16 protein-coding genes are annotated in these 12,801 nt (G+C 60.2%); 10 read left to right on the top strand and 6 right to left on the bottom strand.

The genetic code is table 11. From position 1 onward, the window contains the following. Positions 1–3: 3 nt before the first annotated feature. Genes ACMU_RS01280 through ACMU_RS01270 form a run of 3 tightly spaced genes read right to left on the bottom strand, consistent with a single transcriptional unit; the run spans position 4 to position 2,224 of the window. Positions 4–813 (bottom strand): substrate-binding domain-containing protein, encoded by an 810-nt coding sequence (locus tag ACMU_RS01280; RefSeq protein WP_035255404.1) that lies wholly within the window; start codon positions 811–813, stop codon positions 4–6. Then, entirely contained in the window at positions 810–1,523 is a 714-nt protein-coding gene (locus ACMU_RS01275) for an ATP-binding cassette domain-containing protein (protein WP_035256030.1), read from the bottom strand. The genes ACMU_RS01280 and ACMU_RS01275 overlap by 4 nt, the downstream gene beginning before the upstream one ends. Beyond that, on the bottom strand, positions 1,520–2,224 hold the full coding sequence (locus tag ACMU_RS01270) for an ABC transporter permease (protein WP_035255402.1): 705 nt from the start codon (positions 2,222–2,224) through the stop codon (positions 1,520–1,522). Before ACMU_RS01270 ends, ACMU_RS01275 begins: the two co-directional genes overlap by 4 nt. Positions 2,225–2,414: 190 nt before the next feature. Here ACMU_RS01270 and mtgA point away from each other — a divergent pair, with 190 nt between their 5' ends. The 4 genes from mtgA (at position 2,415) to ACMU_RS01250 (ending at position 6,115) form a co-directional block, all read left to right on the top strand. Then, on the top strand, positions 2,415–3,131 hold the full coding sequence (mtgA, locus tag ACMU_RS01265; protein WP_035255400.1) for a monofunctional biosynthetic peptidoglycan transglycosylase: 717 nt from the start codon (positions 2,415–2,417) through the stop codon (positions 3,129–3,131). Positions 3,132–3,194: 63 nt separating this feature from the next. Further along, a complete protein-coding gene (gene fzlA / locus ACMU_RS01260) occupies positions 3,195–3,860 on the top strand; it encodes an FtsZ-binding protein FzlA (protein ID WP_035255399.1) in 666 nt (221 codons plus the stop codon). Beyond that, the gene (gene queG, locus ACMU_RS01255) at positions 3,857–4,900 is read left to right on the top strand and encodes a tRNA epoxyqueuosine(34) reductase QueG (protein ID WP_236626162.1); all 1,044 of its coding nucleotides are present in this window, start codon (positions 3,857–3,859) and stop codon (positions 4,898–4,900) included. The genes fzlA and queG overlap by 4 nt, the downstream gene beginning before the upstream one ends. A gap of 54 nt (positions 4,901–4,954) precedes the next feature. Continuing rightward, positions 4,955–6,115, top strand: a complete 1,161-nt coding sequence (locus ACMU_RS01250; protein WP_035255398.1) for a PQQ-dependent sugar dehydrogenase — start codon at positions 4,955–4,957, stop codon at positions 6,113–6,115. Here ACMU_RS01250 and ACMU_RS01245 read toward each other — a convergent pair. Together ACMU_RS01245 and ACMU_RS01240 are read right to left on the bottom strand one after the other, a co-directional pair. Then, positions 6,112–6,669, bottom strand: coding sequence for a hypothetical protein (locus tag ACMU_RS01245; RefSeq protein WP_035255397.1), 558 nt, complete (start codon positions 6,667–6,669; stop codon positions 6,112–6,114). The genes ACMU_RS01250 and ACMU_RS01245 overlap by 4 nt on opposite strands. Continuing rightward, positions 6,669–7,484: a DUF4198 domain-containing protein gene (locus ACMU_RS01240; RefSeq protein WP_236626161.1), complete on the bottom strand. Its 816-nt coding sequence runs from the start codon at positions 7,482–7,484 to the stop codon at positions 6,669–6,671. Before ACMU_RS01240 ends, ACMU_RS01245 begins: the two co-directional genes overlap by 1 nt. On the opposite strand from ACMU_RS01240, the gene ACMU_RS01235 reads away from it, so the two are divergent. From ACMU_RS01235 to ACMU_RS01220, 4 genes are all read left to right on the top strand, one after another. Further along, complete coding sequence (locus ACMU_RS01235; RefSeq protein ID WP_051587777.1) at positions 7,483–8,697, top strand: HupE/UreJ family protein; 1,215 nt, start codon at positions 7,483–7,485, stop codon at positions 8,695–8,697. The two genes, ACMU_RS01240 and ACMU_RS01235, sit on opposite strands and share 2 nt — an antisense overlap. 48 nt (positions 8,698–8,745) lie before the next feature. Next, positions 8,746–8,934: a hypothetical protein gene (locus ACMU_RS01230; protein ID WP_035255391.1), complete on the top strand. Its 189-nt coding sequence runs from the start codon at positions 8,746–8,748 to the stop codon at positions 8,932–8,934. A 70-nt stretch (positions 8,935–9,004) separates the two neighbouring features. After that, on the top strand, positions 9,005–9,928 hold the full coding sequence (locus ACMU_RS01225; RefSeq protein ID WP_051587775.1) for a DMT family transporter: 924 nt from the start codon (positions 9,005–9,007) through the stop codon (positions 9,926–9,928). A gap of 80 nt (positions 9,929–10,008) precedes the next feature. Next, positions 10,009–10,497 (top strand): hypothetical protein, encoded by a 489-nt coding sequence (locus ACMU_RS01220; protein WP_035255387.1) that lies wholly within the window; start codon positions 10,009–10,011, stop codon positions 10,495–10,497. Positions 10,498–10,545: 48 nt separating this feature from the next. Here ACMU_RS01220 and ACMU_RS01215 read toward each other — a convergent pair whose 3' ends face one another. Then, positions 10,546–11,412 (bottom strand): branched-chain amino acid aminotransferase, encoded by an 867-nt coding sequence (locus tag ACMU_RS01215; protein ID WP_035256028.1) that lies wholly within the window; start codon positions 11,410–11,412, stop codon positions 10,546–10,548. A gap of 166 nt (positions 11,413–11,578) precedes the next feature. Here ACMU_RS01215 and ACMU_RS01210 point away from each other — a divergent pair, with 166 nt between their 5' ends. Both ACMU_RS01210 and ACMU_RS01205 read left to right on the top strand, forming a co-directional pair. Next, positions 11,579–12,088: a MarR family winged helix-turn-helix transcriptional regulator gene (locus tag ACMU_RS01210; protein WP_035255386.1), complete on the top strand. Its 510-nt coding sequence runs from the start codon at positions 11,579–11,581 to the stop codon at positions 12,086–12,088. After that, on the top strand, positions 12,088–12,792 hold the full coding sequence (locus ACMU_RS01205; protein WP_035255385.1) for a response regulator: 705 nt from the start codon (positions 12,088–12,090) through the stop codon (positions 12,790–12,792). The genes ACMU_RS01210 and ACMU_RS01205 overlap by 1 nt, the downstream gene beginning before the upstream one ends. Positions 12,793–12,801: the final 9 nt, after the last annotated feature.

Raw genomic sequence — 12,801 nt, 5'->3', positions numbered from 1 at the left:
TGTTCAGCCCCCTGTCGCGTTGAACACGAACAGCGTTTCACCGTCGATCGCATAACCGTCGATCAGGTCCTGCGCGCGTGGCGAGGTCAACCAGGTTTCCAGCTGTGCTGCCAGCTCGGTCTTGACGTGGTCATGGCGCGAAGGGTTAACCGGCAGATAGGCGTATTGGTTGAACAAGACTGGGTCGCCGGAAAAAAGGACCGCCAGATCGCCCTTGTTGCCGAAATTCAGCCAACTGGCCCGATCCGACAGGACATAGGCGCCCATGCCCGACGCTGTGTTCAACGCCGCACCCATCCCCGCCCCGACCGAGGCATACCACGGGCCAAATTCGTCTGGCTGTAAACCGGCATCCTGCCACAGAGATCGCTCTTTCTTGTGGGTGCCACTGTCGTCGCCGCGGCTGACAAATGGCATCTTGGCCCCAGCAATCGATTGCAACGCAGCGCTTGCGGTATCTGCGGTGGCGACGCCAGCCGCGTCGGTGGCAGGGCCGATAACCACGAAATCATTATACATGATCTCGCGCCGATGAGTGCCAAACCCCTCGGCTACGAATGCCTCTTCCGCACTGCGCGAATGCACGAGGATGGCGTCCACATCTCCGGCGCGACCCAGTTTGAGCGCCTGACCGGTGCCAACGACCAGCAATTGAACCTCCAGATTCAAGTCGTCGCGGATCGCGGGCAGCAAAACGTCCGACAGGCCGGAATTGTGGAACGATGTGGTCACCGCCATCCGCATCACTCCGTCTGCCTGCACCGCTGTACCAAGGATCAGGGCCATCAACCCCGCTGCAATCGTCTTGATCATTCCACAATGTCTCCGTTCAGAAATGCCACCGCCTGTGATGTTTGCGGCTGGTCGAAAAAGTTTTTGGCCAGGCCGGTTTCCTGCACCTTGCCGCGCAGAAGGAAGACCACCTGATCGGCAAGCCGTCTGGCCTGCCCCATATCGTGGGTCGAAAGGATCAGGCGGGTGCCACTGGCAGCGGCTTGCACCAGAATCTCTTCAACCTCGCGCATGGCACGTCCGTCTAACGAGGCGCAGGGCTCGTCCAGAAACAGCAATCTCGGTTCGACGATCAGGGCGCGGGCGATAGCCAGCTTTTGCTGCTCGCCACCTGACAAGACCGGGGCGTGACGTTCCAGCATATGGCCCAGTCCGATGCGCGTGGCCCAATCGACGGCGCGCTGCCGTGCGGCGGTGCGGGGCATGCCGCGCACGCGCAACGGGTAGACCAGGTTTTCAATGACCGAACGGCGCAACATAACAGGATGTTGAAAAACAAAGGCCTGATGGTGGCGCGCTGTTTCGGTGTCGCAGGCCCACGTGACCTGCCCACGCGTGATCCGGGCGGTGCCATGCAGCATACGCAACAGGCTGGTCTTGCCGGCACCGTTGGGGCCGATCACCACACAGGTGCCGCCACCGTCCAGCGTCAGATCAATGGGTCCAGCCAGCACTTTGCCTCGTCGCGTTGTCGTGGCACCTTTCACGGTCAGGGGAAATAATGCGCTCACCACCGCCCCTCCCGTTCCGTGCGGCTGAGCCAGTGAATTGCAACATTCACAGCCACCGCCAACGCGACCAATACAATGCCAAGCGCCAAAGCCAGCGCGAAATCGCCCTTGCCGGTTTCCAATGCGATAGCCGTCGTCAGAACCCGCGTTGCATTGTCAATGTTACCGCCGACAATCATGATCGCGCCGACCTCACCAATTGCCCGGCCAAACCCGGCAAGGCCCGCGGTCAGAAGGGCCCGGCGCGCATCCCAAAGCAACGTGGCAATTTTCTGCCTGCGCGTGACGTTGATCGAGATCAGAAGGTCGTGATACTCCTGCCAAAGATCGCGCAGCGACTGATGCGCGATACTGGCGATCAGCGGCACGATGATAATGACTTGCGCGGTAATCATCGCGGTCGGCGTGAACAAAAGCCCCAACACTCCGAACGGCCCGGATCGCGACAGCATCAGGTAGACCACCAAACCCACCACCACCGGTGGCAACCCCATCAGTGCGTTCAGCAGGGCCACCACATGGCGACGAAAACGGAACCGCTGTACCGAAAGGAACGCGGCAAGCGGCATCGCAATGGCCGAGGCCACCACCAACGCTGTCAACGTCACGCGCAGCGATCGCAGCGAAATCTCGGCCAGTTCGGCGTCAAACGTCACCACCAGCCAAAATGCCTGGACCAGCCCCTGCCATAGGTCGGTCAATCCCGATCCTCCCGTCGGTTCATTGTTCAGAAAAAGCAGGTTTGGCGCGGGGTTACCAGCCCTAAGGCAGCTCAGGTGGGCTTCCCGGTCAGACTGACCCGCCGTGGTCATTGTCACAGAAATAACGCGGTCAGTTTGTCCGGCAAAGCGCGGGTTTTCAGTTGGTGCACTTGGGACTAGTCTCCGGCTCATGGCAAAGCGCAAGATTAAAAAACCACAAGAGCGGTTCTTCGCCCGCAATTGGCGGCGGTTCAAAACCGGGCTGCGTTGGGTGCTGCTGTTCTGTTTCGTCGTGCCATTGCTGTCGGTCACGCTTTATGGGTTCGTTAATCCACCGATGACGCACACAATCTTTGTCGAGATTCAGCGTCTTGGCGATGTAGATTGGGAATGGATCGACGTTGACGACGTGGCGCCAGAGGTGCTGCGCGCGGTTGTGGCGGCCGAAGATTCCGGGTTCTGTAATCACTGGGGCTTTGACATGGATGCTATCCGTGCTGCGCTGGACGACGGTGCATCGCGAGGTGCGTCGTCGCTGACCCAGCAGACGGTCAAGAACGTGTTCCTGTGGCAGGGGCGCAGTTGGACACGCAAATCGATCGAAGCGCTACTAACCCCGTTGGTCGAAGCTTTGTGGTCCAAGCGCCGGATCTTGGAAGTGTACCTAAACGTCGCAGAGTTCGGGGAAGGTGTGTTCGGCATCGACGCCGCGGCGCATCGCTATTTTGAGACCGAACCCTCTAACCTTACTGCGGCACAGGCCGCAAGGTTGGCCGTGGTGCTGCCAAACCCGAAAGAGCGTAATCCCGCGCGCCTGCCAACATGGCTTGGAAAACACGCCGCCCGGGTAGCAGATGGCGCTGCGACCATAAAGGCGGATGGCCGCTCAAGCTGTTTCGAAGGTTGAAAATCTTGCCTCGGCGCTGCATGACATTGAAATCCAGATCGTAAGAAGAAGACCATTTTGCCGATGAACCGCCTGTATCACGTTCCCCTTTCCCCCTTTTGCCGCAAGGTTCGGCTGGTGCTGGCCGAGAAGAAGATCGAGGTGGATTTGATCGAGGAACGGTACTGGGAACGCGACCCGGATTTCCTGCGCCGCAACCCCGCTGGCAAAGTGCCGGTGCTGCGGATTGACGGCCTTGCAATGGCCGAAAGTCAGGCGATCTGCGAGTACCTGGAAGAGACTCACCCTACCCCCGCGCTGCTGCCGTCAGACCCCAAGGGGCGCCACGAGGTGCGGCGGCTATGTGCGTGGTTTGATGACAAATTCCACCATGATGTGACATCCAAGCTGCTGTATGAGCGGGTCAATAAAAAGATGATGGGCCAGGGCTATCCCGAAAGCCGCAACGTCAAGGCCGGGGCCACGCAGATCAAACATCATATCGACTATATCGGCTGGCTGCTGGACCAACGCCGCTGGCTGGCTGGCGACGTGATGACGCTGGCCGATTTCGCCGCCGCGGCGCATCTGTCGTGTCTGGATTACATCTCGGACGTTGACTGGAACCGCAACACGGTGGTCAAGGATTGGTACGCCAAGATCAAGTCGCGCCCGGCCTTCCGGTCGCTGCTGGCCGATCAGGTGCCCGGCTTTCCACCGCCCGCGCATTACTCGGACCTTGATTTTTGACGGATCAGCTGCGCGCAGATCTGACCGATTTCGCGCATCAGGCCGGTTTTGCCGCAGTGGGGTTTTGCCGGCCCGACGCGGTGCCGCAACTGCCTGAAAGGCTTAAGTTTTTCCTTGACGAGGGCCGCCATGGCCAAATGGGCTGGATGGCCGAACGCACCCATTGGCGCGCCGATCCCGCCGCCCTTTGGCCCGAGGCGCAGACGGTTATCATGCTGGCCGAGCCCTACACCCCCGACCACAACCCGCTGGACACACTGGCGCGGCGCGACCGGGCCGCGATCTCGGTCTATGCGCAGAACCGCGACTATCATGACATCGTCAAGAAACGGCTGAAACGCGTGGGTCGGTGGCTGTTGGAGCAGGTGCCCGCGGGCGAAGCGATCAAGGTTTTTGTCGACACCGCCCCGGTGATGGAGAAACCCCTGGCGCAGGCCGCCGGGCTGGGCTGGCAGGGCAAGCATACCAACCTGTTGTCGCGCGATCTGGGCAATTGGTTCTTTCTGGGCGCGATTTTCACCACGGTGCGATTTGACGCGGATACGCCCGGCCTGTCGAAATGCGGCAGCTGCACGGCGTGTCTGGACATCTGCCCGACCAAGGCGTTTCCCGCGCCTTATCAATTGGATGCGCGCCGCTGCATCAGCTATCTGACCATCGAACATCACGGCCCCGTGGCGCCCGACCTGCGCGCGGCGATGGGCAACCGGATCTATGGCTGCGACGATTGTCTGGCCATCTGCCCGTGGAACAAGTTCGCCGTAACCGGGGCCGAGGCACGATACGCCGCCCGCGACGATCTGCGCGCGCCGCCGCTGGCCGAGCTGGCCATGCTGGACGATGCCGGGTTTCGTGCGCGGTTTTCGGGCTCGCCCATCAAGCGGATCGGGCGGAACCGGTTTGTGCGCAACGTCCTGTACGCCATCGGCAATTCTGGTGACCCGGCGTTGCTGCCCACCGCGCGCGCCTTACAGGGCGACGCCGATCCGACGGTGGCGGATGCGGCCCAATGGGCTTTTGCCCGCCTCGCAAATCCGTGAGGGGGCGCGTGCGGGGAATCGGGTAAGCTGCGTCCAAACTTGTCGGAGGACCCCATGCGCCACCTGATCCTTGCCACGCTGATGCTGGCCACACCCGCCATTGCCGACCCGGTGAAACAGGGCCGGCCCAACGTGCCCGAGTTCCAACCCGCCTTTGCCGGCCAGACCCGCGCGCCCGAGCAGGTCAGCGGGGTAAAGCCCAAAGTGCAGGATTTCGCCACGGGGTTGGAGCGGCCCTGGGGCATCGTGGCGCTGCCGGATGGCGGCTATCTGGTGACCGAACGGCCCGGCAGGCTGCGGCTGATGGGTGCGGAGGGGGCGGTTTCGGCGCCAATCTCCGGCGTGCCGCAGGTGCTGGCGCGTGGGCAGGGCGGGCTGCTGGATGTGGCGCTCAGCCCCGACTATGGCACTGACAACACGATCTTTTTGACCTATGCCAAGCCTTTGCCCGGCGGCAAGTCGGCCACCGCCGCGGCGCGCGCGGTGTTTGACCGCGACGCCTTGCACCTGACCGATCTGCGCGACATTTTCGTGCAAACCCCGCCCAGTCCGACTGCGGCGCATTACGGCTCGCGCATCGTGTTTGACCGCGCCGGGCGCGTGTACGTCACCACGGGCGAACATTCCAAACGGCGCGAGGCGGTGTTGGCGCAGGATCTGGACACCACCTATGGCAAGGTGGTGCGGCTGAACGCGGACGGCGGCGCGGCGGCGGGTAACCCCTTTGGCACCGAGGTCTGGAGCTATGGCCACCGCAACATTCAGGGCGCCGCGCTGCACCCTGAAACCGGTGAATTATGGACCATCGAACATGGCCCCAAAGGCGGGGATGAGCTGAACCGGCCCGAGGCGGGCAAGAATTACGGCTGGCCGGTGATCACCTATGGCGAGAATTACAATGGCAGCCCCGTGGGCCGTGGCCAGACCCAGGCCGAGGGGATGGAGCAGCCGGTCTATTACTGGGATCCGGTCATCGCGCCGGGCGGTATCGCCTTTTACGACGGCGCGATGTTTCCCGAATGGCAGGGGGATCTGCTGATCGCTTCGCTGAACCCCGGCGGGTTGGTGCGGCTGCGCCTACAAGGCAACAAGGTGGTGGCCGAAGAGCGGTTCCTGCGCGGCAAACGTCTGCGCGACGTGCAGGTGGCGCCCGATGGTGCGGTTCTGGTACTCTTTGACAACTCTGACGGTGCCGTCCTACGGCTCAGCCGCTAGACCGTCCCGGAAAGAGTCCAAACGCCAAAAGCCACCGCGCCCAAAGCTGTAAAACGCATTGCCGTTATAGAGGTGAAGAATCGCAGGCCAAGCCCTGCGCCCAGACCGATCAGAACATACAGCAGTGCGGCCCCGGCATAGCCGACTGAAAAGAGCAATGGGCCAGCATGCAACAGGCCCAGAACGCCGCCGTAAACACCGGCCAGCAGCGCGGCTATCAATACCGGTGGCTGCACCCACAAAACCGCCAACCAAGCAACAGCAATGCCGGCAAGCGCCAGGACAAGGGCTGTTTCGGGCAACGTGATCGGGACAACGGGCAACAAGACCGGTGCCAGCATAGAACCACCCAAAATAGCCAAAGCGGCCACCGGCGGTACAACCCACATTTTGGGCCGGCCCAGCATGGCGGCCCAAAGACCCAGCACCGTCAGCGGCACCATGGCAGCCCAGTTCAAAAGGTCATGGCGCAAACCCCCGGCCAGCCCGGCGTCGGTTGGAACGTCGGCAAGCGCCGGCAAAGAGGAAAGGAGCAAAATGAACAAGGTGCGCATCACGAACCCTCCGCGGGGATGGCCAACGTAAGTGAAGCCCAAAGTGTGTGCCAAACCGGCCCATTGGCCGGATCGTCATTTGGAAGCGCCTCAAGCGCCACAGCATCAAGCAAATAGTGGTGGTCGGGCTGAACAGCGATCGTGGCCTCGCCCACATCGTTTGTACGTTGGGTCGTGACGGTTACGGACCCATCTGGTGCTTTGGCGAACACCTCGACCTGCGCGTTGAAGCGTGGCGCACCGTCCAGCAAAACGCGCACGGGCAGTCCGGCGGACACATCGTCGGTGTAAGGATTGGCCAGCGCAACGATCTCGGTCCGCAAACCCACGGCGCGATCCTGTCCGGCTGCGTTGCCCACGCTGATCAGGCTTTTGGCGTACCGTCGATAGGTCTCGCGAAAGCCCGTTTGCGGGATGCCGCGGGTGACATGATCTTTCAATGCGGTGTCCATCGCCTTGTGGGTGACGAACGTTACAAATTTTTCCCACTCGTTATAACTCAGCGCGCTGTTGGTAGTTTCATGCACAACAATCACCAGCCCAGGATCCGGCGCGACAAAATCCAATGCCGGCCGGTCGCCTGCCCGGCCTTCTATGGCAATCGATGATTTTTGCGTGAGCAATTCGAAACGTTCGACATTGCGGGGAATTAATGAATAGGCTGGGCCGTTAAAGTCTTGACCGACGCGGAGATCGGCCCGAATAGATTGCCCCGGGTCGATTTGATACGCCTCGGGCGAGATCCAGAATTCATGCCCGGATGCCGGTAAAGCAACGAGGGCAAACGACAGGAAAACAGAGGCTTTTTTGAACATGCGCATTGGAATTGCCCACCTAGTTTCCCGCACGAAACTGTCTTGTACCCGGCTGATGTCAAGTCTTTCCTTGATGTGTGCAGTGCTTTCGCTGCCCTTGGCCGCCTCTGCACACGAGGTACGTCCGGCCATTGCGGATGTTCTGGTGACGGACATGGCTGTTGAAATCGAACTGGAGTTCGCAGCGGAGGGGCTCCTTTCCGGTATCGATCTTGGGTCAGTGTCCGATACCAACGAAGCCCCGCAGGCAGACAGGTACGACGCGTTGCGCCAGCAAAAACCTGACGCGTTGGAAGCGGCGTTTCGGGCTGCGTGGCCCGATCTGGCACCTGGGCTGATATTGAAGGTCGGCGACACCAATCTGATCGCTGACATCGTGACGATGAATGTACCTGAAGTTGGCGACGTGGAATTGCCCCGTGACAGCCGAATGGTCGTTCTTGCCGTGTTGCCCGAGGGTGAACAAGGTGTCCAGGTTGGGTGGTTGCCCGAATATGGTCCCTTGATTGTACGCCAATCAGGTGCAGGCGATGATTTGTATGCAGGGTATCTGCCAGCGGGCGAATTGTCTGACACGTTGCCACGGACCGGCATCGCCGAGATCAACAAGCTGACTGCGTTCGTGACCTATACAATCATCGGAATCGAGCACATCATTCCCAAAGGTATGGATCACATCCTGTTTGTGCTGGCACTTTTCATGTTTGCCTTGAAGCTGCGTCCGCTGATTATTCAGATCTCGGCTTTTACACTGGCCCACACCCTGACCCTCGCGTTGGCGACGCTGGACTACGTTTCGGTATCGCCCCAGATCGTCGAACCTTTGATTGCCGCATCCATCGTTTATGCCGCGGTCGAGAACTTGTTTGGCGGTTCGATCGGGGCGCGACGCGTTGTTTTGATTGTTTTGTTTGGCCTGCTGCACGGGCTGGGCTTTGCAAGTGTTCTTGGTGAAATCGGACTGGAGCGCAGCAACCTCGTGATCAGCCTTGTGGCCTTCAACATAGGTGTGGAAATCGGTCAGCTAGCAGTGATCGCGTGTGCATTCGCGACCATCTACGTTGCAAGCGCATTTGCCAATCGTCGCCGTTATGAAAACGAAGAGCTTGCCGTCCAGAACCGCGCGGTTCTGTTCCGCGGCGCTTCGATGGTGGGATCGTTGCTGATTGCGGCGATCGGGATCTTGTGGGTGATCGAGCGTACCTTGTTCTAGGAAACTGTGTTATGGTGAGTGCCCATCGTGAATTAGGGAGGTCTAACGATGAAACGTCATCCGATTGATCAGACCAAGCCACGTCTGAACGGCGCGCGCCTCACAAGGTTTCTGCGTCTAGAGCGTTCGGGAATGCCACGACCGGCCACGGTTTCCTTGCAACGGCGGCCGGCAGACCTGCGCGAAGGCCGCATGCTGAAGGCTTTTGCAATGGTTGAACGGCGCAACGCGATCTAAGCAAAGCGCTTGTGATTGCAGGGGGTTCGTCTAAGCTTGGCGGTATTTTCAGCCAAGCCGGTATTTTTTGATGCAACCCACCCGCGCCATTCTTTTCAAGTTGGCATCGGTCCTGATTTTCGTGGCCATGTCATCCTTTGTCAAAGCCGTTTCGGAAAACGTTCCGCCGGGCGAGGCGGTTTTCTTTCGTTCGGTTTTTGCGCTGCCGGTGATCTTGATTTGGCTGGTTGCAACCGGGCATTTCCCCGACGGCCTGCGCACGCAAAACCCCATGGGTCATGTCTGGCGCGGGGTTTTCGGCGTGGCGGCGATGACCTGCTTTTTTACTGGGCTTGGACTGCTGCCTTTGCCCGAGGTGGCGGCAATCGGCTTTGCCACGCCAATCTTCGTGGTGATCTTTGCCGCAATGTTTCTGGGTGAAACGATACGCGTCGTGCGGATGGCAGCCGTGGCGGTTGGCCTTGTGGGTGTATTGATCATGATGTGGCCGCGGCTGAGCGTTTTCTCCGAGCTTTCGGCCGACCAGACCGCCGCGCTGGGCGCCATTATCGTTCTGGTTGGTTCCGCCGTTGCCGCGCTTGCGCAGGTTTTCGTGCGCTCCATGGTGCATACTGAAAGCACCTCCAGCATCGTTTTCTGGTTTACCATCACCTCGACGGTTCTGTCCTTGTGCACTCTGCCATTTGGATGGGTCGTGCCCACCGCGCGCGAGTCCGCTTTCCTGATTGGCACAGGTATCCTGGGCGGTTTCGGGCAAATTTTCCTGACATCCGCATATCGGTTCGGCCATGCGGGCCTTGTTGCGCCGTTCGACTATTCTTCGATGCTTTGGGCGCTGCTGATTGGTTATATCTTTTTTGCCGAAATCCCGACTTTGCCAATGCTGGCTGGCGCGGCGCTTGTTATCGCGGCGGGGGTTTTCATTATCTGGCGCGAACGTCAATTGGGGCTGCAGCGCGGCAAGGCCAAGCCTACCACAACACCACAGGGGTGATGCCCAGATTTCCTTAGGCAAAACGCACACTGCCTGTCACATTGCAAGCGCATGATTTTTCGAATCTCTGGGGGGAGACAATGACCTTTAAATCCGTTCTCGCGGCCACCGCAATCACGCTCTGTGCCGCGCCGGTTTTTGCACAGCTTGAGTACTGGGACAATGTTGGCGGCTGGGACATCATGATTGACCCGTCGCTGGGCGATGGCTGCCTGATCCAGGCCGAGTTTCAGGACGGCTCGGTCGTGCGCGTCGGCTTTGACCGCAACGAAGGCGCAGGCTACGTGACCGCGTTCAACATGGCCTGGGGTGATATCGAAGAAGGCGCCATCTATCCGATCCAGTTCGACCTGGATGGCGAGGTTTATGATGGCGAGGCTGCGGGGATCTGGCTGAACGATGTGCCGGGTGCCGACATCTATTTCACCAATCCCGACTTCCTGTTCGACATCGCGGCGAAATACACCATGACGCTGTATAACGAAAACGGCGAAGTGATGGCGATTGATCTGGCCGGCACCTACAACGCGCTGGAAGGCGCGCTGGCCTGTCAGGACGAGATGGGCTGAGCCCCAAACGGGTGGAAACCGACCGCGAGAGGTCGGTTTCCATAACCTTTATCGGCGCACCAGCGCCTCATAGCTTTCCGACATATCGCGGGTCAGGGCACCAACCTCGAAATTATAGTCGCCGATCTGGCCCACCGGGGTCACCTCGGCGGCGGTGCCGGTCAGCCAGCATTGTTCGAACCCTTCCAGCTCGTCGGGCATGATATGGCGTTCATGCACCTTGATCTGGCGGTCCTTCAGCATGCCGATCACCGTTTGCCGCGTGATGCCGTTCAGAAAGCAGTCGGGCAGGGGCGTGTGCACCTCGCCATCCTTGACGAAAAAGATGTTTGCGCCCGTCGCCTCGGCCACGTAGCCGCGATAGTCGAACATCATCGCATCCGAGCATCCCTTGGCCTCGGCCTCGTGCTTGGACATCGTGCAGATCATATAAAGACCGGCGGCCTTGGCGTGGCTGGGGATGGTTTCGGGGCTGGGCCGTTTCCATTTGGAAATGTCCAGCTTGGCACCCTTCATCTTGGCATCGCCGTAATAAGCGCCCCATTCCCAGGCGGCCACCGCCATACGCACTGCGTTGCGGTTCGACGCGACACCCATGTCCTCGCCCGACCCGCGCCAGGCAATCACGCGCACATAGGCATCGTCCCAGCCGTTGGCCTTCAGCACGTCATACTTGGCCTTCTCGATTTCTTCGACCGAATAGGGGATCGGCATGTCCATCATCCCGCCCGAGGCATGCAGGCGCTCCGAATGCTTGACCGACTCGAAGATTTTGCCGTTGTATGCACGCTCGCCTTCGAAGACCGAGCTGGCATAGTGCAGCCCATGGGTCAGCAAGTGGACGTTGGCATCGCGCCATTCGATCAACTTGCCGTCCATCCAAATCTTCCCGTCGCGGTCGTCGTAACCGGCCATTTTCTTGTCCTCCTGATTGCGGACTTTTCCAAAAGTTGCGCTGATTAGGTCCGCATCGGTCATAAAGTTGCGCAAAATCCGTCAGTAGCTAACAATTGATTCTTGGAAAGTCAACAAGACTGACATAAAATCACTGAAACTGTGCGAAGACCACGAAGGGGCAGTCATGGGCGATAGGGGCGGATCGAATAGCGGCGAAGCACTGCTGTTCCTAACCGACGAACATCTGCGGCGCGCGATCGAGGCAATGTTCTTTGCATATCGCGGTTTTACGGCGGACCCGGATCGCATCCTCGAAGAGTACGGCTATGGCCGCGCGCATCACCGGGCGCTGCACTTCATTGACCGAACGCCCGGCACAACGGTGAACAACCTTTTGTCGATCCTTGGTGTCACCAAGCAGTCATTGAATCGTGTTCTACGAACCCTGATTGAAAACGGACTGGTCGAAAGCCGCGTGGGTCGTAAGGATCGGCGCGAACGGCATCTGTACTTAACAGACACCGGCAAGGCGTTGGAGCGCGAGCTGTCTGACGCACAACGCGCCCGCATGCGCAGCGCTTTCCGGCAAGCAGGCCCCGAGGCCGTCGCAGGGTTTCGCACGGTACTTGAGGCGATGATGGACCCGAACATGCAACGCCACTTTAACAACAATACGCAGACCGAGGAGCGCTGATGGAGGCCGAAACCGAGATTCACCTGCTGATTGTTGACGATGACGAGCGGATTCGCACGCTGTTGCAGAAATTCCTGATCCGGCAGGGGTTTTTGGTGTCGGCGGCCAAGGATGCCGCCCATGCGCGGCGGCTTCTGGCGGGGTTGGCGTTTGATCTGGTGGTGCTGGATGTGATGATGCCGGGCGAGGATGGGATCACCCTGACCGGCAGCTTGCTGCGCGAGATCGGCACGCCGGTTCTGTTGCTGACGGCACGCGGCGAGACCGAGAACCGGATCGAGGGGCTGGAGGCCGGGGCCGATGACTATCTGGCCAAGCCGTTCGAACCCAAGGAATTGCTGCTGCGCATCAACGCCATCCTGCGCCGGGTGCCGCCCTCCAATACCGATCAGGGCCGGCCCAAGATGCTGTATCTGGGCGAGGTGCGGTACGACCCCAGCCGGGGCGAGATGTGGCGCGGCCGTGACCCGGTGCGCCTGACCGCGACCGAGGGGCAGCTGATGCGCATCTTTTCGGCCACGCCGGGCGAGCCTTTGTCGCGCGCTCATCTGGTCGAAGAACTGGGCCGCGATCGTGGCCAGGCGCAGGAACGCGCCGTGGATGTGCAGATCACCCGCCTGCGCCGCAAAATCGAGGCCGACCCCAAACAACCCCGCTATCTGCAGACCGTGCGGGGCGAGGGGTATCTGCTGTCGCCCGACTAAGGATACGCG

The sequence above is a fragment of the Actibacterium mucosum KCTC 23349 genome, assembly GCF_000647975.1.
GTDB lineage: Bacteria > Pseudomonadota > Alphaproteobacteria > Rhodobacterales > Rhodobacteraceae > Actibacterium > Actibacterium mucosum.
The sequence above is the reverse complement of the archived record's forward strand: the minus strand, read 5'-3'. Positions and strand labels throughout refer to the sequence as shown.

Bases quoted from the DNA above. Each gene is read 5' to 3' on its own strand.
- fzlA (WP_035255399.1), top strand. From the start codon at position 3,195: ATGAACCGCCTGTATCACGTTCCCCTTTCCCCCTTTTGCCGCAAGGTT.
- ACMU_RS01240 (WP_236626161.1), bottom strand. From the start codon at position 7,484: ATGTTCAAAAAAGCCTCTGTTTTCCTGTCGTTTGCCCTCGTTGCTTTA.
- ACMU_RS01230 (WP_035255391.1), top strand. From the start codon at position 8,746: ATGAAACGTCATCCGATTGATCAGACCAAGCCACGTCTGAACGGCGCG.
- ACMU_RS01245 (WP_035255397.1), bottom strand. From the start codon at position 6,669: ATGCGCACCTTGTTCATTTTGCTCCTTTCCTCTTTGCCGGCGCTTGCC.
- ACMU_RS01280 (WP_035255404.1), bottom strand. From the start codon at position 813: ATGATCAAGACGATTGCAGCGGGGTTGATGGCCCTGATCCTTGGTACA.
- ACMU_RS01250 (WP_035255398.1), top strand. From the start codon at position 4,955: ATGCGCCACCTGATCCTTGCCACGCTGATGCTGGCCACACCCGCCATT.
- mtgA (WP_035255400.1), top strand. From the start codon at position 2,415: ATGGCAAAGCGCAAGATTAAAAAACCACAAGAGCGGTTCTTCGCCCGC.
- ACMU_RS01205 (WP_035255385.1), top strand. From the start codon at position 12,088: ATGGAGGCCGAAACCGAGATTCACCTGCTGATTGTTGACGATGACGAG.
- ACMU_RS01225 (WP_051587775.1), top strand. From the start codon at position 9,005: ATGCAACCCACCCGCGCCATTCTTTTCAAGTTGGCATCGGTCCTGATT.
- ACMU_RS01210 (WP_035255386.1), top strand. From the start codon at position 11,579: ATGGGCGATAGGGGCGGATCGAATAGCGGCGAAGCACTGCTGTTCCTA.
- ACMU_RS01235 (WP_051587777.1), top strand. From the start codon at position 7,483: ATGCGCATTGGAATTGCCCACCTAGTTTCCCGCACGAAACTGTCTTGT.
- ACMU_RS01215 (WP_035256028.1), bottom strand. From the start codon at position 11,412: ATGGCCGGTTACGACGACCGCGACGGGAAGATTTGGATGGACGGCAAG.
- ACMU_RS01220 (WP_035255387.1), top strand. From the start codon at position 10,009: ATGACCTTTAAATCCGTTCTCGCGGCCACCGCAATCACGCTCTGTGCC.